This window comes from Hymenobacter sp., from assembly GCF_036388155.1.
In the GTDB taxonomy this organism is placed as follows: Bacteria; Bacteroidota; Bacteroidia; order Cytophagales; family Hymenobacteraceae; genus Hymenobacter.
The window spans coordinates 61,064-78,293 of the sequence record NZ_DASVSI010000103.1 but is presented as its reverse complement, the minus strand read 5'-3'; the positions used below and the strand labels follow the sequence as shown (position 1 = coordinate 78,293).

Annotated in this window: 17 protein-coding genes; 14 read left to right on the top strand and 3 right to left on the bottom strand. The window is 59.5% G+C overall.

From position 1 onward, the window contains the following. The first annotated feature begins 148 nt into the window (after nt 1-148). From VF629_RS14420 to VF629_RS14390, 7 genes are all read left to right on the top strand, one after another. The gene (locus VF629_RS14420; RefSeq protein WP_331059194.1) at nt 149-1,480 is read left to right on the top strand and encodes a CsgG/HfaB family protein; all 1,332 of its coding nucleotides are present in this window, start codon (nt 149-151) and stop codon (nt 1,478-1,480) included. Nucleotides 1,481-1,720: 240 nt separating this feature from the next. Further along, nucleotides 1,721-2,689, top strand: coding sequence for a hypothetical protein (locus tag VF629_RS14415; protein WP_331059193.1), 969 nt, complete (start codon nt 1,721-1,723; stop codon nt 2,687-2,689). Nucleotides 2,690-2,824: 135 nt separating this feature from the next. Continuing rightward, nucleotides 2,825-3,487 carry a hypothetical protein gene (locus VF629_RS14410; RefSeq protein ID WP_331059192.1) on the top strand — a complete coding sequence of 221 codons (663 nt, stop codon included), beginning with the start codon at nt 2,825-2,827 and terminating at the stop codon, nt 3,485-3,487. Between the two features lie 135 nt (nt 3,488-3,622). After that, nucleotides 3,623-3,985 carry a curli-like amyloid fiber formation chaperone CsgH gene (gene csgH / locus VF629_RS14405; RefSeq protein ID WP_331059191.1) on the top strand — a complete coding sequence of 121 codons (363 nt, stop codon included), beginning with the start codon at nt 3,623-3,625 and terminating at the stop codon, nt 3,983-3,985. Between the two features lie 96 nt (nt 3,986-4,081). Further along, on the top strand, nt 4,082-5,539 hold the full coding sequence (locus VF629_RS14400) for a carboxypeptidase regulatory-like domain-containing protein (protein WP_331059190.1): 1,458 nt from the start codon (nt 4,082-4,084) through the stop codon (nt 5,537-5,539). Between the two features lie 212 nt (nt 5,540-5,751). Further along, nucleotides 5,752-7,689: an OmpA family protein gene (locus tag VF629_RS14395; RefSeq protein ID WP_331059189.1), complete on the top strand. Its 1,938-nt coding sequence runs from the start codon at nt 5,752-5,754 to the stop codon at nt 7,687-7,689. A 59-nt stretch (nt 7,690-7,748) separates the two neighbouring features. Continuing rightward, the gene (locus VF629_RS14390) at nt 7,749-8,201 is read left to right on the top strand and encodes a hypothetical protein (RefSeq protein ID WP_331059188.1); all 453 of its coding nucleotides are present in this window, start codon (nt 7,749-7,751) and stop codon (nt 8,199-8,201) included. Here VF629_RS14390 and VF629_RS14385 read toward each other — a convergent pair. After that, nucleotides 8,196-8,660 carry a GNAT family N-acetyltransferase gene (locus VF629_RS14385; protein WP_331059187.1) on the bottom strand — a complete coding sequence of 155 codons (465 nt, stop codon included), beginning with the start codon at nt 8,658-8,660 and terminating at the stop codon, nt 8,196-8,198. The genes VF629_RS14390 and VF629_RS14385 overlap by 6 nt on opposite strands. A gap of 69 nt (nt 8,661-8,729) precedes the next feature. Between VF629_RS14385 and VF629_RS14380 the strand changes: the two genes are divergently transcribed. The 6 genes from VF629_RS14380 to VF629_RS14355 all read left to right on the top strand — a co-directional run bounded on the left by VF629_RS14380 (nt 8,730) and on the right by VF629_RS14355 (nt 14,221). Next, nucleotides 8,730-9,926, top strand: a complete 1,197-nt coding sequence (locus VF629_RS14380) for a class I SAM-dependent rRNA methyltransferase (protein WP_414653883.1) — start codon at nt 8,730-8,732, stop codon at nt 9,924-9,926. A 1-nt stretch (nt 9,927) separates the two neighbouring features. Then, entirely contained in the window at nt 9,928-10,464 is a 537-nt protein-coding gene (locus VF629_RS14375) for a hypothetical protein (RefSeq protein WP_331059185.1), read from the top strand. Nucleotides 10,465-10,468: 4 nt separating this feature from the next. Next, nucleotides 10,469-11,965 (top strand): 1-hydroxycarotenoid 3,4-desaturase CrtD, encoded by a 1,497-nt coding sequence (gene crtD, locus VF629_RS14370; RefSeq protein WP_331059184.1) that lies wholly within the window; start codon nt 10,469-10,471, stop codon nt 11,963-11,965. A 101-nt stretch (nt 11,966-12,066) separates the two neighbouring features. Beyond that, the gene (locus VF629_RS14365) at nt 12,067-12,729 is read left to right on the top strand and encodes a carotenoid biosynthesis protein (protein ID WP_331059183.1); all 663 of its coding nucleotides are present in this window, start codon (nt 12,067-12,069) and stop codon (nt 12,727-12,729) included. An 85-nt stretch (nt 12,730-12,814) separates the two neighbouring features. After that, entirely contained in the window at nt 12,815-13,429 is a 615-nt protein-coding gene (locus VF629_RS14360) for a hypothetical protein (protein WP_331059182.1), read from the top strand. A 294-nt stretch (nt 13,430-13,723) separates the two neighbouring features. Next, complete coding sequence (locus VF629_RS14355; protein WP_331059181.1) at nt 13,724-14,221, top strand: ferritin-like domain-containing protein; 498 nt, start codon at nt 13,724-13,726, stop codon at nt 14,219-14,221. 73 nt (nt 14,222-14,294) lie between these two features. Here VF629_RS14355 and VF629_RS14350 read toward each other — a convergent pair whose 3' ends face one another. Beyond that, entirely contained in the window at nt 14,295-14,546 is a 252-nt protein-coding gene (locus VF629_RS14350; RefSeq protein ID WP_331059180.1) for a hypothetical protein, read from the bottom strand. 392 nt (nt 14,547-14,938) lie between these two features. On the opposite strand from VF629_RS14350, the gene VF629_RS14345 reads away from it, so the two are divergent. Then, nucleotides 14,939-15,529, top strand: coding sequence for an HdeD family acid-resistance protein (locus VF629_RS14345; RefSeq protein ID WP_331059179.1), 591 nt, complete (start codon nt 14,939-14,941; stop codon nt 15,527-15,529). A 167-nt stretch (nt 15,530-15,696) separates the two neighbouring features. Here the strand turns inward: VF629_RS14345 and VF629_RS14340 are convergent, their stop codons facing one another. After that, on the bottom strand, nt 15,697-17,184 hold the full coding sequence (locus VF629_RS14340; protein ID WP_331059178.1) for a hypothetical protein: 1,488 nt from the start codon (nt 17,182-17,184) through the stop codon (nt 15,697-15,699). Between the last annotated feature and the right edge of the window lie 46 nt (nt 17,185-17,230).

The following is a 17,230-nucleotide window of genomic DNA, read 5'->3' as shown; positions in this document are numbered from 1 at the left end:
AGCATTGGCTTGATTAGTTAACCGTTTATTCTCCCTAGCGTTTATTCCTTTTCCCCATTACATGTTTTTGCGCCCTTTAGTGGTTGCTGCCGCGGTCCTGCTAACTGCGGGACTTGGTGGTTGTGCTTCTTACTTTCACCAAACTTTTATGAATCCCGAGCCAGCTCGGCTCGGCGCAGAAATTAGCGCCAACGAAGTGTGGCGCACGCTGCCCGCGGCGCGGCAGCGCGTGGTAGTGGCCGTGTACAAATTTCGGGACCAAACCGGGCAGTACAAGCCTCAAGTCAACGGGTCTAGTTTTTCCACGGCCGTCACCCAAGGCGCAACCAGCGTGTTGCTCCGGGCCTTGGAAGAATCCAAGTGGTTTGACCCCATTGAGCGGGAAAACCTGGGCAACCTGCTTAATGAGCGTAAGATTATTCGTTCGACGCGCGCAGAATACACCGAACAAACGGGGCAGGCTCAGCCTTTGCTTCCCCCGTTGCTTTTTGCCGGCATTATCTTGGAGGGAGGCATCATCTCCTACGATTCCAACATTCTGACGGGGGGCGCCGGCCTGCGCTACTTTGGCGCCGGGGCCTCGGGCCAATACCGTCAAGACAGGGTTACGGTGTATCTGCGTGCCATCAGCACCAGCACGGGCAAAATTCTTAAAACGGTCTATACGTCCAAAACCATTCTCTCGCAGCAAGTTGACGCCAGCCTGTTTCAATTTGTTAAGTTTAAGCGCTTGCTGGAAACCGAGACTGGTTTTACGTACAACGAGCCGAGCGAAATGGCCGTGAAAGACGCCATCGAGAAGTCGGTACAAGCCCTGATTTACGAGGGCATTCAGCAGCGCATTTGGGCTCCGGCCGACACTTCAGCTCAACACAGCCCGAGCATGCAGGCGTACTTGCGGGAAAAGCAGGAGAATTTAGCCATTGACGTGCTGGGACGCAAAACCAGCTACCGGCAGCGTGCGCTGGGCGTGGGGGTTCTGGGCGGCGCCCAACTCTACCAAGGCGACTACGCGTTGCCTCAGTACCGCTCCAGTGGCGAGCTAACAGTGCGCCATCGCCTTGGTGACGGCCACGTGGGCACTTTCTTAAACGCAGGATACGGCGCTTTGGCAGCGGGCCCCAGAGGACGATATTTTAACCGCGAGTACACGTACGGCGAATTGGGGTTGCAAGCTTCCTTATTTCCCCACGACCGGTTTACGCCCTACTTGCTGGCAGGCGGCGGCGTAACCGTGCCCCTTAATCGAACCTCCGACGCCGGGCCCAGGACGGTGCCTCACGCTGTGCTAGGGCTGGGCGGTGAATTTCTGGTCACGCCTCGTTTAGGGTTTGCGGTTGGCATTGACAACCGCTACTATTTTGGAGACCAAATAGATGGTGTGAGCTTAGGCAGATATAACGATTATAATTGGGGAGGGCGAGCGGGAGTAATATTTTACCTCGGGAAAGAAAGAAGTTCGGATTTTTATAAAAAATAGCGTAATTTTTTAATTCCTGCTAATTTATTGTCTTTCAAGCTAATATTTGTGTGAGCAAATTAGGCATTCCGGTATAAATCCAACGGATTATATATAATTAGTATAATTTTAATATTCATCTAAATTATTATTTGAAGTGAAATTTGCTTTTATGTTTTTTAGGAGAATACATTTGTCATGTTCCTTAAGGAATCCAAATAATTCTTCTCTTTTTTCACTTCAACAACCAACATTTCCTACATGAAAAAGCTTACTTTCCTCGCCTCGGCCCTGCTCATTGTTGGTCTTACCAAGGCACAAGCCCAAAATCCCACCAACCACGCTGCCCCTGCTACCCGCACCGCTGAAGCTCCTCGTACTCCGCTTGGCCCTAATACTCCTTCGCCAGTCGGTACCCCATCAACTACCTATGCTCCCAGCTTCGAAGCTTACGGTCAGGACTCCTACATCGAACAGAGCGGTAACTTCAATTATGGCAACGTGACCCAAACGGATAATCGGACGAGCGCAGCACCTAGAGATGGCGGCAGTTCCGCTCGTCTCACGCAAACCGGCAGTCGAAACAACGCTTTTCAGACGCAGACCCTGAACAATGACGGATTCAGCAGCGGCCCTGGCAGCCGCAACTACCTGACCTCTAATCAGAACGGCAATGAAAATGAAACGCGCCAGACCCAAACAAACGGCAGCGCTAACATTGGTACAATCACCCAAGAAGGTGATACTCGCTTTAACTTGGCCACCCAAGAGCAAAGCGGTAGGGGCAACCACAGTGCCCGCATCACGCAACAGACTGGTGCGGCCGCTAACCGGGCTAGCCAGACGCAAAGCGGCGATGGCATGACGGCCGAGATAACGCAGCGTGGCACCAACAGCGACGCTACGCAAACCCAGAGCGGTGCCCAAAACCAGGCAAGCATTGACCAAGGCAATGGCAGTGACAACACCGCCATCCAACTCCAAGAAACGAATAATAATATTGCCCGCATTCGTCAGACGGACGGAGCTGACGGCAACTACGCCGAGCAGCTCCAGACCGGCAACACCAACAGCGCCGACATCTTTCAAAGCACCGACAACAACTTTGCTCAGCAACTGCAGTCGGGCAATGTAAACAATTCCACTATCACGCAATCGGCTTCGTCGCCCTCGGCTGCTTACAGCGACCAGAGCGGTAGCCGCAACACCGCTATTGTAAACCAGCGCTAAGCGGCTACACAGCTTAGCTCAGCCGCTGAGCAATCTTGAACCACAGGCCAGGCTTTGACTTTCTTCACGGAAATTCGAAGCCTGGCCTAGTGGGTTCTTATATTCCTGCCGAAGTCGGCCCAACTTTATACGCCAATGAAACCGTTTACCCTAGTAGCCCTTTGCGGTTTTTTCGCGCTGGCCGCCCATTCAGTGCGGGCGCAGCAGCCCATTCCCAGTGAGGCGTCCACCGCCGAGCAGCGGCTCGTTGAGGACATTGGCGCGGAGCGGCTTTCGGCAACATTGTCGCCACTGCCAATGGGCGACATTCGCAATACATCCACGCTGTTCCAAACCGGAATCAGCAACAGCGCCACCGTCGACCAACGGAGCTTGTCGAACGTTGGCAGTGCAAATCAGGCCTACATTGCTCAAGTGGGTTCGCTCAACCTATTAGGCCTGACACAAAATGGCAGCGGCAACAATGCCTCCATGACCCAACAAGGGGTGCAGAACAACGCCGAACTGCTGCAAAATGGGCAGGGTAACTCCACGGAACTGCTCCAAAGGGGCTATAACAACCAAGCCCAAGGAAATGTGAGGGGCAACAACAACGACCTGAACATTCAGCAGGACGGAGCCAACAACAAGGTGAAGAGCGACATTCAGTTGAGTGACCGCACGTACAACATCACCCAGTTTGGCTTCGGCAACACCCTGACGCAGAAAGAATCTACTATTCAATCCCCCCAAGGATACAACGTTGAGATGCGCGGGGCAGGCATCAACATCATTATCGAGCAAGGCAAAGTCCGGTAGCTTACGGCAGAGGGCTTCCGTGCGCCCGTTGCCTAGCGCGCAACGGGCGCACCGGAATCCTTGTGGCTAGCAAACCCGTCGGCTCGCGTTGCACTGCCTGCTTCACCTCCACTAGCACGTATTCATTTTTCCGCTATGACGCTGTTTTCTATCCTGATTGCTTTGTGGCAAGGCCTAGCCGTTGCGCCCGCGTGCCAGGCGCGCCTGGAATTGCAGCAACGCGGCGACATGCTCAGCGTGACGGGGCGCTGCCGCAACTTGCAGCCCACCGCGGCTCGGTATCACTACGAATTAGCCATGTGGCGCGAAAGCGCGGGCGGCCGTTCGCAAAACATGCAACGCGGAGAAGTAAGCGTTGACCCGCAGCAGGAGGTCTCGCTGTCCCAAACCCAAATAAATGCGGGCCCGCAAGACACTTACCGGATTCATTTGCGGGTACTTGATATGGAAGGCCATATCTTAGCACAAGATTCGGCCGTTCAAAATCCCACTCGCTAAACGGTAGGCACTTCTATTTACTATATGCCTTTTATACTGATTGCTAAGCGCTTTCGGCTTGCTGCTTGTTTCCTCATTTTCTGCAGCTTTGGCGTCTTGAGTGCCTGCAAAGAAGACCTAGTAGAGCCGGTTTACTTTGGAGCCGTAACGGGCACGGTACTGGACGGACGCAACAACCAGCCCCTGGCCAACGCCACGGTGACCACGAACCCGGCCACCAGTTCCTACCTCACGGATGCGCAAGGCAAGTTTAAAATCGTGGAAGTACCAACCGGGCGCTTTGCAATCACAGTAAGCAAAACCGATTATCAGCAGGTGGTAAGCAACGTGACCATCACCGAAGGGCAAACAGCGGACGTTTCGGTCGTGCTTACCAAATCAACAACGGCCGCCCTAACTGCCCCCAACCGTCCCTCCCCCGCCACCCAAGCTACGGGCCAGCCCACCGACGTAACGCTGAGCTGGCGGCCCGTAAATGCTAGGCCAAGCGACTCGTTGCGGTACGATGCGGTGCTTTACGAGAGTAACTCGACTCTGCAGCGCAAGCTGCTCACCAATTCACGCGACACGTCCGTAGTGGCGAGTGGACTAAAATACAACACCACCTATTTCTGGCAGGTAACGGTGCGTAATCCGGCCGGCGCCACCGCCCGAACAGATACGTGGAGCTTTCAGACCCGCGCGCTGCCCGACAACCGCTTCCTGTACGCCCGCACCGTGGCCGGCAATACCGATATCTATTCGTCGGACAATATGGGCGGTGGTTTGTTACGACTCACCTCTTCTATGGCCGTCGAAACAGCTCCACAACTTAGCCCGAACCGGGACCTCGTGGCTTATTCTTCGAATGCCAGTGGCCAGTTTCAGCTTTACACCATGAACCGGGATGGTTCGAACCAGCGTCAAATCACCAGCCTATCGGCCGAGAGCTATAACAACGCGGGCATTGGCTACCGCTGGTCGCCGGATGGCGCCCACCTCCTTTATTCTCATTACGACCAGCTTTACCGCATCAACCGCGACGGCACGGGCCTTGTGCTGCTGGCCACTGCGCCCGCGGGCCGTCACTTCCGCGAGTGTGACTGGACTGTGCAAAACGGCGGGCGTCTGGTGGTGCAAACCGTAGGGCCGAACCCCTACGACGCCGAATTGTACCTCTACAGCGTGGATGGCACCAATCCCGTCCAGTTTGTGGGCAATTTACCGGGCCGCGTCGATTCGCCCAGCTTTAGCATCAACGGCCTTTCAGTGCTGTACTCGCGCGACGTGGCGGGATTCAACGACCCGGGCGGACGGCAGCTTGACGCGCACCTTTTCATTCAGCGAATCGACGGAACTTCCACCGTGGATGCGACGGCGGGCGCAACGGGAACAGCGGGCAAAATTATCGGAACCAATGATATCCAAGGGCGAGTTTCGCCTGATGGGTTCCGCATCATTTTTGTTAATCGGGTGAATGATGACCTCAGCGCGCCCGAAATATGGACCATGGACCTCGACGGCCGCAATCGCGCCAGGCTCTTCTCCAACGGCTTTTGGCCCGACTGGAAATAGCAAGGTTGTTTAGACCGACCCGAGCATTTTTTTGGTAGGGCTGAGCGGCGCTCCTGGCAACTGCATTGGCACGGAAAGTTTGGCCAATAAACTGGTTCCATCTCACGAAAAAGGCCTTACTTTACAGGAAACGGGAATTCGACTTCCTTTTTTCCGTGTTGTTGACGACCGAGCTGCTGCGTATGAATGCCTTTTGGGCACTGGTGCTGCTTATGTTTCCTCTGTACCTATGCGCGCAGCCGGAAAAAGCTGAGCCCACTGCCACGTACACCGACGCCCAGGGCCGCTACCAGTTGGCATACCCGCGCACGTGGCAGATGCGCCGGGGAGCCGGCAACGCGGACGTAGCTTTCTACGCGCCGGCCACGGGGCAACCCGTGCCGGCCACGGTAACGGTGACTTCGCGCCCACTGCCCGACGCTGAGAAAGACCGAAAACTCAGCCAGGACTCCGTTTGGCGGAGCATTCAGCGGCTGCCGCGGGCGCAGGTGCTCCGGCTGGCGCAGCGTGACTTGGGTAGCGTTGAGGAAATCAGTTACGATTTCACCTATGCGCCCACGGCGGCGCAGGCGGCGCAAACGCACGTGGTGGGCCGCCTGCTGTGGCGCGCTGGCTATGAATTCCGCATCGAGTACCGGGCCGATGCCCGGCAGAGCGGCCTTTTTCTGGCAGAGGGCGAGGAGTTGGTCAACTCCTTTGCTTTCACCGACAAGGCCATTGCGAGCCGCCGCTACGCCGACCAGGTGTGCGACAACAAGATGTATGGCATTGCGGCCACCCGTTACTACAACGGCCAGTGGGAAGACGACTGCCAGACCATCCACGAGTTTTCGAGCTCCGACATAACGGCCACGCCCCGCATGCACCGGCGCGTGCTGCCGTTTCAGTCGTATGCCCTGGCCAAAGGCTTCGACAACTGCTTGTATTCGGTGACCAAAGCGCCCACCAACAAGCCCGAGTTGGTGTATCGCTACGACCCGGCCACCCGGCAGGGCAGCTATACCGCGTGGCAGCTTCCGGCCCAGGGCGTGAACACCACCTGGATTTCGGCCGCGACCGACGAGCAGGGCAGCTTGTATTTTCTGACTTCCGACGCCAACCAGCTGGTGCGCGTGAACCCGCGCGACGGCGTCGTGGCGGTGGTCTGGAGCATCGACCCGACGCGCAAGGCCAAGTACTTCTCCAGCATTGCTTTCGACGGGGCCGGCACCCACGGCAACTTTTGCCTGGACGATGCCAGCACCATGTACATGGTGTACAGCACGGATGGCTCGCTGGTGAAAGTGGACATCAAAAAGAAGCAGCCCAACCCCGAGCTGATGGCCCTGACCGGCCTGCCCGAACGCGGCGGCTACAGCGACCTGCTCATGCAAAACGACGAAAACGGCCGGCGCCGCATGTACCTGGCCGGGCCCAAGGCCCTTTACAAAGTCGACTTGGCCCGCCGCAAAGCCAGCCGCGTGCGCAAAGGCACTTACACCGACTTGGCGGGCTGCAACCTGTTCCGGGTGGTGCCACGCACCACGATTGCGCCGCCCGTGCCCACGGCCGCCGTGTGGCGGGGCCGGGTGCTCAACGCCACCACCTTGCAGCCGCTTTCCGGAGCCGAGCTGCGCATTGGCAAGGACAGCGCCCGCGCCGTGGTGCCCCTTTCTTCAGAAGCGAAGTTTGCCTACGGCGGGGCGCCCGGCCTCACCTACCGCTACCGCGCCCAGCTGCCGGGCTACCTCGACGCCGACAGCAGCTGGACGGTGGGGCCCGGCCTGAGCGTGCGCGACATCCTGCTGCGGCCGCTGGCGGTGGGCGCCACCGTGCAGCTCGCCAACGTGCAGTTCGAGCAGGGCCAGGCGGTGCTGCTGCCTTCCTCTTTTGCCGCCCTCGACAAGCTGGCCGGCCTGATGACGGACAATCCGCGCATTGCCATCGAGCTGCGCGGCCACACCGATAATGTGGGCGAGGCCGAGAAAAACGTGGTGCTCAGCCAGCAGCGAGTGGCCGCCGTGAAAGCGTACCTGGTGGGCCGGGGCGTGGCCGAAACGCGCATCAGCGGCATCGGGCTGGGCGGGGCCGAACCCATTGCCAGCAACGCCCAGGAGGTCACCCGCAAGCTCAATCGCCGGGTCGAATTCCGGGTGACGGGCATGCAGTAGCCGGGGCGCACGCCCGCGCTGCAAACAAAGCCTGGGCGGGCGCGTTGTTGCTGCTACCTATGCATCTTCTCCTTCGTACTGCCGTGGCCGCGGCCCCGGCTCAGGTAATGGCTGGCTTCACGCGGGCTTTGTTTGAAGCGCTGGCGCCCCCGTTTCCCAAGCTGCGCGTGCTGCGGTTTGACGGCTGCCAGACCGGCGACCGGGTGGAAATTGAGCTGAATACGCTGGTGAAGCGCCTGCCGTGGACGTCCCTCATTACCGACCACGGCCAGCAGCCCAACGGCACGCATTTTTTCGTGGACGAAGGGCAAGTGCTGCCCCCGCCGCTGCGCTTCTGGCGGCACCGGCACCTCATCGAGCCCGGCCCAAACGGCGGCAGCGTAATTGTGGACAACCTGGAGTACCGCACCGCTTCGCCCCTGCTCGACGCCCTGCTTTACCCGGCCATGTGGGCGCAGTTTGCCTGGCGCAAGCCCATTTACCGGCGCTGGTTCGCAAAGCAGACCTTATAAGTCGAGCACCATTTTCACGTCGGTGCGCTGGTAGGGCGTGGGCGGCACCGGCACGTGCCGGAAACCCAGTTTTTCGTAGAGCGCCAAGGCCGGAGTGAGCCGTGAGTTAGACAGCAGTTCCACCCGCTTTGCCCCCAGGGCCCGGGCCTTTCCCAGCGCGGCCTGCCCCAGTGCCCGGCCAATGCCCAAGCCCTGGGCCCGCGGCGAAACCGCCATTTTCGCCAGCTCATACACGCCGTCGTGCTCCTTGATGAGGGCGCAGGTGCCCACAAATTCGTCGCCCCTACTCGCCATAAAGATGTGGCCGCCGGGCGCCAGAATGTACCCTTCCGGGTCGTCGAGCATGAGGTTGTCGATGGCCTCAATGGTGAAATAATGCGAAATCCACTCGTGGTTGAGGGCGCGAAAAGCGGGCTGGTGGGCCGGCTCGTAGTCGAGGATGGTGAAGGCGGGTGTCATGGGATGCAATAGGCAATTGAGGGGTGGCGCAAAGTTCGCACTAGCGAGGCCGTACCTTTGTGGCCTATGCTGAACCCTGCCACCATCGTCCTCAAAAACGGAAAAGACCATTCTCTGCGCCGCCGCCACCCATGGGTTTTCTCGGGCGCCATTGCCCGCGTGAAGGGCGACACCCACGAGGGCGACCCCGTGCGCGTAGAAGCCATCGACGGTGAATTGCTGGGGGTGGGCCATCTCTCGGGCGGGGGCTCCATTGCTGTGCGCATGCTGGACTTCGGCCCACAAGCTGCCCTGCCTACGCCGGACTTCTGGGAGAAAAAGCTGCGCGAAGCCTATCAGTTGCGCCAGCGCCTGGCCCTGACTGGTACCGCCGATACCAACGTTTTCCGCCTGGTACACGCCGAAGGCGACGGCCTGCCCGGCCTCATCATTGACGTGTACGGCGACGTGGCCGTGGTGCAGGCCCACAGCGTGGGCATGTACCGCGCCCGCCCCGAAATCGCCGCCGCCCTGCAAGTAGTATTTGGCGACAAGCTGCGGGCCATTTACGACAAGAGCTCGGAGACGGTGCCCGGCAATGCCGTGCCCGACGCGCAAAATGGCTACTTGTTTGGGGAGAGCAACGGCGCCGAGCACATCGTGCAGGAAAACGGCCACCAGTTTGCCGTGGATTGGGAAACGGGTCAGAAAACCGGCTTCTTCATCGACCAGCGCGACAACCGCGCCCTGCTGGCCCGCTACTCGCCGGGGCGCAAGGTGCTCAACACCTTCTGCTACACGGGTGGCTTTTCGGTGTACGCGCTGGAAGCCGGCGCCGAACTAGTGCACTCCGTTGACTCCAGCAAAAAGGCCATTGCCCTCACCGAGCGCAACGCCGAGCTGTCGCAGCACGCCGACCGCCACGCCGCCTACCCCGACGACGTGCTGGGCTTCCTCAAGAATCACTCGGCCCAGTACGACTTGCTGGTGCTGGACCCGCCGGCTTTTGCCAAGCACATGGGCGCCCGCCACGCGGCCCTGATGGGCTACAAGCGCCTCAACGCCGCTGGCATTGCCCATTTGGCGCCCGGGGGCCTGCTGTTCACGTTCAGCTGCTCGCAGGTAGTTAGTCCCGAACTGTTTGAAGGAGCGGTGCTTGCCGCAGCCATCGAAGCGGGCCGGCCGGCGCGCATTCTGCACCGCCTCACCCAACCCGCCGACCACCCGGTGAGCCTGTTCCACCCCGAAGGTGCGTATTTGAAAGGGTTGGTGTTGGCCGTGGAGTAAGATGGAAGCGGACGTAATATTTGGCGACCCAAATAGCTTTTCTATTTCTTGTAGCAACAACAAACAATCTATTTCGCAGGAGCTTAACGACTATTGCTATTGGCGGCTCGGCAACAAGCTGATTGGTGACCCGCGAGAGCCCTGCTACTTACCCGCGTGGCTCGCAGCGTTGGACAATTTTTACCGCTATCGACTTCCCAGAATTCTTGCTTTTGAAGCGGACCTTGATGACGTGGTGCAAGACATATTTACCAAGCAACAGGATGAATGGAGTGATTCTGTTAGACGGGCATGGGAAATACATCAAGTATCTCTCGACGAAACACAGGATGCTTGGCTGCTAATGGCTCATCGCAAAGGAATAGGCATCCAATTTACTTGGATGGGTTGGCGAGAGCCATGCCCATCTGTCGGTATAGGTAAAGTCTTTTCCGTATGGGCAAACACCAACCTTGTTAAGGAATCAATTGTTGATTGCTTGAAAAACTACAAGCATAGTTTTCCTTTTACCACAGAAACTATCAGCCCAATACAATAGGCCTTTGCTTCGCAAAAAATCATTTTCTGCCACTAAACAGCCCGTCGCCATCATCGGCGCGGGCATTGCAGGCTTGGCGGCGGCGGTGCGGCTGGCCGTGACGGGGCATGCCGTTACGGTATTCGAGGCCAGCGGTTCGTTTGGGGGCAAGATGCACCAATTCAGCTTGCCCGGCGGCTACCGGTTCGATGCGGGGCCGTCCTTGTTTACGCTGCCACAGCTGGTGGATGACATTTTCCGGCTGGCCCACCGCGAGCCGGCCGAGTACTTTCGTTACGAGCGGCTGGACCCCATTACGCAGTATTTTTTCGCCGATGGCACCCGGCTCACGGCCTGGGCCGAGGCGGACAAGTTCGCGGCCGAAATAGAAGCGAAGCTGGGCGCTCCCGCGGCCGAGGTAACGGCTTTTTTGCAGCGGAGCGGCAAGGCGTACGACGCCACGGCCGATACTTTTCTGCATAAGTCGCTGCACAAGGCGCGCACATACCTCAGCCCCGATACCCTGAAGGCGGTGGCCGCGCTGCCTCAGTTGGGCCTGCTGGGCACCATGCACGAGCGCCACGCCAAGGCCTTTGCCGACCCTCGCCTGGTGCAGTTGTTCGACCGGTACGCCACGTACAACGGCTCCGACCCCTACCAGGCGCCGGCCACGCTGAGCATGATTCCGCACCTGGAGCACGGCATTGGGGCTTTCTACCCCGAGGGCGGCATCTATGCCATTGCCCAAAGCCTGGTGCGGATGGCGGAAGAGTTCGGGGTGAAGTTTCGGTACAATGAGGCCGTGGAGGAAATTGTGGTGGCCGACAGCCGCGTGACGGGCGTGCGCACGGCGCTCGACGTGTACGACTTCGGCCAGGTGGTGAGCAACATGGACGTGGTGCCCACCTACCGCCGCCTGCTGCCCAACCAGCCCGCCCCCGAACGCACCCTCGGCCAGCCCCGGTCGTCGTCGGCGCTGATTTTTTACTGGGGCATCGCCCGCGAGTTTCCCGAGCTGGACCTGCACAACATCTTCTTCTCCGCCGACTACCAACGCGAGTTCCAAGCCATTTTCCAGGACAAAACCGTGGCCGACGACGTGACGGTGTACGTGAACATCACCTCCAAAAAGACGCCCACCGATGCGCCAGCCGGCCACGAAAACTGGTTTGTGATGGTGAACGTGCCCCACGACCAGGGCCAGGACTGGGCCGCCCTCACTCAGCAAACCCGGCGGGCCGTGCTCCGTAAGCTGCACCAAGCACTGGGCACCGACATCGAACCGCTGATTGCCGCCGAACGGGTGTGGACGCCGCCGGGCATCGCGGCCGACACCTCGTCGTTTGGCGGGGCGCTCTACGGCAGCTCGTCCAACAACGCGCTGGCGGCGTTCCTGCGCCACCCCAATTTTTCGGGGCGGCTCGAAGGGCTGTACTTTTGCGGGGGCTCGGTGCACCCCGGCGGCGGCATTCCGCTGTGCCTGCTGTCGGCCAAAATCGTTTCTACCCTCATTGACAGTTAAAAGTTGAGAGTTAAAAAGCAAGCGCAAAACGAGGGAGTATTTTCACTCTCAACTTTCAACTTTTAACTGCTCGGCTCCACCGAATGGAGTATTTTGAATCTTTGAATCCGCCGACCAACATGCGTCGGCTGCGCGTGGCCCAGGGCCTGGTATTGCTGTTCCACTTCACGGGATTTGTGGGCCTGGCCTTTTCCGACAATCCCGAATTTTACCTCCGCTTCACGCCGCTCACGCTGCTGCTCACGGCCGGGCTGTTGTTTGCGTTTCAGCGCGGCAAAGGGGCCAGCTTCTGGGTGTTTTGCTTTTCGGTGGCGCTGCTGGGCTTTGCGGCCGAAGTGGTGGGCGTGAACACGGGCAAGGTGTTTGGCCACTATTACTACGGCGAAACGCTGGGCTTTAAGCTGCTCGACATGCCGCCGCTGGTGGGCGTGCCGCCCCTCATTGGCCTCAACTGGCTGGTGCTGACGTACCTGTGCGGCAACCTGGCCCGCTACCTGCCGATTCCCGAATTGCCCCGCACCATTTTGGCGGCGCTGCTCATGGTGGGCCTCGACATGTGCATGGAGCCCGTGGCCGGGCGCTACGACTTCTGGCACTGGTCGGCCGGCGTGATTCCGCTGCAAAATTTCCGCGACTGGTTCATCTTCTCGTGCATTTTGCAGATGCTGTTCAACCGCGCCAACTTCCCCAAGTTCAACCCCTTGGTGCCGCTCGTTTACCTCGCGCAGCTGCTGTTTTTCTTCCTGCTGGGCGCCGTGCAGTAGGCGCTGGCTGCATACGAAGTCCTTGTGCCCCCAACCCGGGCGGGCCTATTCGCGTTAGCACGGTCTTTCCTGCTCATTATTGCCTATGCCCAATTCTACTCTTACGGCGATTTCGCTGGAAGCCGCTTTGCCTGTTTTTTACCAACACGGCTTGCGGGATGCACCCGCTGCGCTTCTGGCCTCGGCCCTGCGTACCACCGTGCCCGACTTGACGGCGGCGTACCCCGACCGGGCCGCCCTGGTGCAGCACGCCATGCTGGCCGACATGGAGCGCCAAAAGCGCGAGCACACCGCCCTGTACACCCAGTACCCAACGGCCGTGGAACGCCTCTACGGCCTGCTGCAGCTGGGCCTGCGCGACTTGGCCGAGGTGCCGGGCCCGTTCTACGCCGAGCTGCAAACCGACTTCCCGGAGGCCTGGGCGGCCGTGATGGAGCACTTGGCCAGCTATTCGGCGCCGCAGCTGCAGCAGCTGCTCAACGACGGCATCCGCAACCGGCTGTTTCGGTCCGACATCAACATTCAGCTGGTGACGAAGGTGTTGATGGAGCAGCTCAACTTGCTGCTCAACCCGCAGATTTTTCCGCCCGCGCGCTACAACATGAGCGAGGTGTTTCGCAGCATTTTCCTGTACTACATCCGCGGCCTGTGCACCGACGAAGGCGCCCGCATCGCGGCCAATCATTTCACCAAAATTTGAGTTGAGCTCACGCTTAGCCTACGTAAATGCCACCGTGAAATACGGATTTTTGATTTCCGTATTTAGCGCATTATAAGGTGGTTAAGCTCGTCTATTGAGGCGAGCTCTGCACTGATTAGTTTTCGGTTACGGGCCAGTACCCAAGTGGCTTAGTACGTAGCTGCCCAAGCTGGGCCACTGGCTTCTTGTTGACAAATTGTGGTTGGGGGCGTAAACACAGCCTTGGCCCACTCCGCCGTTCACCTGGCGGGGCGGGCCAAGGCTTTTCTTCTTTCACAATATTCCCACACCCTTATGTTCTTCGACAAACTTGAAACCCTCGACGACCTGTTCGAGATGCAGCTCAAAGACCTGTACAGCGCCGAAAACCAACTGGTAAAGGCCCTGCCCATGATGGCCGAAAGGGCGAAAGATGGCCGCCTGCGCGCCGGTTTCGAACGCCACCTGCGCGAAACCGAAAAACAAGTAGAACGCCTGGAGCGCATTGGCAAGAACCTAAACCTCGACCTCGACGGCCACACCTGCAAAGCCATGGCCGGCTTGGTGGCCGAGGGGCAGGAAACGATGTCGGAGCGCGCCACCGACGAGGTGATGGATGCCGCCCTCATTGCCGCCTCGCAGCGCATCGAGCACTACGAGATATCGGGCTACGGCACCGCCGCTCACTTCGCCGAGCGCCTGGGCCACAACGACGCCGCCAACCTGCTGCGCCAGTCGCTGGAAGAAGAGCAGCTCACCGATACCAAGCTAAATGAGCTAGCTAAGAATTACTTGAACGCCAAAGCCATGTAGGTTCGGGGCGTGCTCCCACTTGAAATAAAAAGCCCTCTGTGCTGCAGCACAGAGGGCTTTTGCGTGGTATTGGCTAATAGGTAACGTCTTGGCTGGCCACTGGCTGGGAAGAGGCAAAATGGTCGACGATGCGACCCACGGCCTGCCCCAACGTGCTGTCCCCGTCGATGTAGCCTTGCAGGTAGCTTAGCACGCTTTCATCGGGCGTCGTGCCGTTGGCAATCATGGTGTCGAGAATGTTTTCGGCCACAAGCTGACGCCGGGCGCACTGTAAGCGCTGGTCGAGGGCAAGGTGGGGCGGGATAGGGGCGAAGTAAGCAGACATGGGATAAGGCTAAATAGTAATGGTGCTTGGAAAACCGAAAAAACAGCAAATACCGGTCCGACCGCCCGGCGCCGGCAACAAATTGAGCCCAAAACGCCACCCTACTTCTGCAAACAGCCCGTTATAAGACGTTGTTTACAACCCTTGTTTAGCCCCACGTCGGCCGGCAACGGCTCATAAAGCATCGCCCCGACTGCTCTGGGCGCATTCGGCCGTAAGTACCCGCCGCAGCTGCTCGTTACAACTACGGAATTGGGGCAAAAAAACACGGAAAAAGGCTGCTTCCGTCCCCAGTTGAGCAACACCGCGCAAAAGCCGCGGGTAGAAACAATAGGCCTACTGGTGGGTACTGGGGCAACGAGGCTTCCGCTTTCCCACGGCCGCCCATCGCCATGATGATTCCTTCCGTTTTGCACACCAACTGGTGGCTGCTGGCTTTGCGGGGCCTGGCGGCGGCCGTCTTTGGGCTGCTTACGTTTCTGCAGCCGGGGCTCACGCTTTTCGTGCTGGTGACGCTGTTTGGCTTCTATTGCATCATCAACGGCATCCTGACCTTGATTTCCGCTTTCCGCCGAGGCCGTCAACAGCCCCGCTGGTGGGCGATGGCCCTGGAAGGCGTTGCGAGCATCATTGCGGGGGCGGTGGCCTTTTTCTGGCCCGGCATCAGCCTGCTGAGCTTGTTGTTAATAGTGGCGATATGGGCCATTGTAACGGGCATTCTTCAAATTGCAACGGCCATTCGGTTGCGCAAGCAAATTCAGAGAGAATGGGTGCTGCTGCTGGGCGGGCTGCTCTCCATTGCATTCGGGGCGGTGGTGGTCTTCTGGCCCGATGCCGGCGCCCTGGCCGTGTCGTGGTGGATAGGCTCGTACGTCTTCACCATTGGCATCGTGCTTGGGGTGCTCGCCTTTCGCCTGCGGCGCCATTCGGCGGGACGCGGCAACCAGTTTACGGGAGCTTCGATGAGCAGCGCCGCCGGGTAGCCGCCGGGTGTCTGGCAAGACGAAAAGCGCCTTTTTCTTCGCGTGTTGGTTAGCAAAGCAGGCGCGGCGGTAACGCCCCAGCTCACCGGCAACGCAAGCCGGTAAGCTCAACTCGCTGAACTCCTGGGTCCGTAAGCCGTGCCCGCTGCCTTTGCATAGCCTAACGGCTATTTTAGCACTTGCAGTGGCCGTTTGGGGTCTATCTGCCCTTGTTGCGCCAGTAGCTTGGCAGCGGCTGATACCTGGGTGGGGTTGTGGGTATTCACGAGGATGAGCGGGCCAGCGGGGCCGGTGGTGCTCAGCACGAAGCTTTGCTCGGGGCGCAGGCGCTGCTTGCGCAGGGCCGGCAGGTTTTGGCGCAGGTAGCGCAGGGTGGCGGCGTGGTCGCGCGTCACGAAAATCACGGCTAAATACTCACCGCTTTGGGCCGCTTCCAGCCCTTTGGCCGATGCCAGGATGGGCGTGACGGTGCGGGTGTAATTGCTGCGAAACTGGTCGCGAAATGCCAGCGCGGCGTCCTGCATGGCGTCGTCACTGCCCCAATACAGCACCTTGCGAAACAAGTTAACATACTCGGAGGCGGCGTGCGGGAAGGTGCGGTCAAACAGGTCGATGGCTTGGCTGACGAACAGGCTGTCGATGGTCTGGCCGCGCTCCACGTAACCGGTCATCAGCGGGTAGATGGCCTTGGCGTAGCGGTTGATGTAGTCGTCGTTGTACCATTCGCCGGACTCGGGCTGGCCTTTTTGCTGGGCGTATATCCACTGGCCGGCCACCGTGGCCAGGGCTTCTTCCATCAGGTTGTAGGCCGAGCGGCGGTCGGGCGAGGAGTGGTGCAGGTACCACCCTTCCAACTGCTGCTGCAAGCCCAGTCGCTGCTGCGCGGACAAGGAATGGCTCATTTCGTGAAACACGACGCCTGTGCCGTCCACGAAGTTGCGCGACGTGGGGTGGCAGTCCAGCAGCACGATGTTGCCGCTCACCCAAGCGTGGTTGGTGAACGTCAGCCCGCCCACGCTTTGGTTGCCATCGAGCTGCGGGTTGAGCTGGATGCGGTACGGAATGTCGTCGGGCCACACGCCGCCGTAGAACGTGCGCAGCTGCCCAAACTTCTGCATGAGCTGGCTTTTGGCCAGAAACTCGGCGTAGGCCGTGCGCTGCCGGCCCAGCTCGGCCGCGTGCGGCTGCCAGGCCAAGGTGTCGAAAGCCGGCGTGAAAAACCGGTACACGCTGTCGAGGCTCACCAGCACTTCGTTGGTGAGCAGGCCCGCGGTGCGGCGCTGCAGGTCGGTCAGGCTTTGAGCATCGGCGCTGGCGGCCATGTACGCCGGAGCGGTGGAGCCCTGGCTGCCCAGGCGGCCGACGGGGTAGCCCTCCCGGTCGAAGCCCGGCTCCCGGTCCAGGTTTCGGTAGCGGCGCAGCCAGCGCTTGGCCGCCGGGGTGTTGAAACGGCTTTTCTCGAACGCCTTCCGGCTGCCGATGTAGCCCCCGCTGCTGCCGGCCAGCGTTTCCACGAACCGCACCAAGCAATGCATGCGGCTGACCTCGACGGTGACGGCCGGGCCGGGGTCGTGCCCGGCAGGGCTCTGGCTTGGGATTTGGGCGCAGGCTGCACCGCTCAGGAACAGAAAGCACCAGAACAACAGCTGTCTCATGGCGCTAAAGATAGACGCGTATTCGCTGTAGTTGCAGGTGATTTTT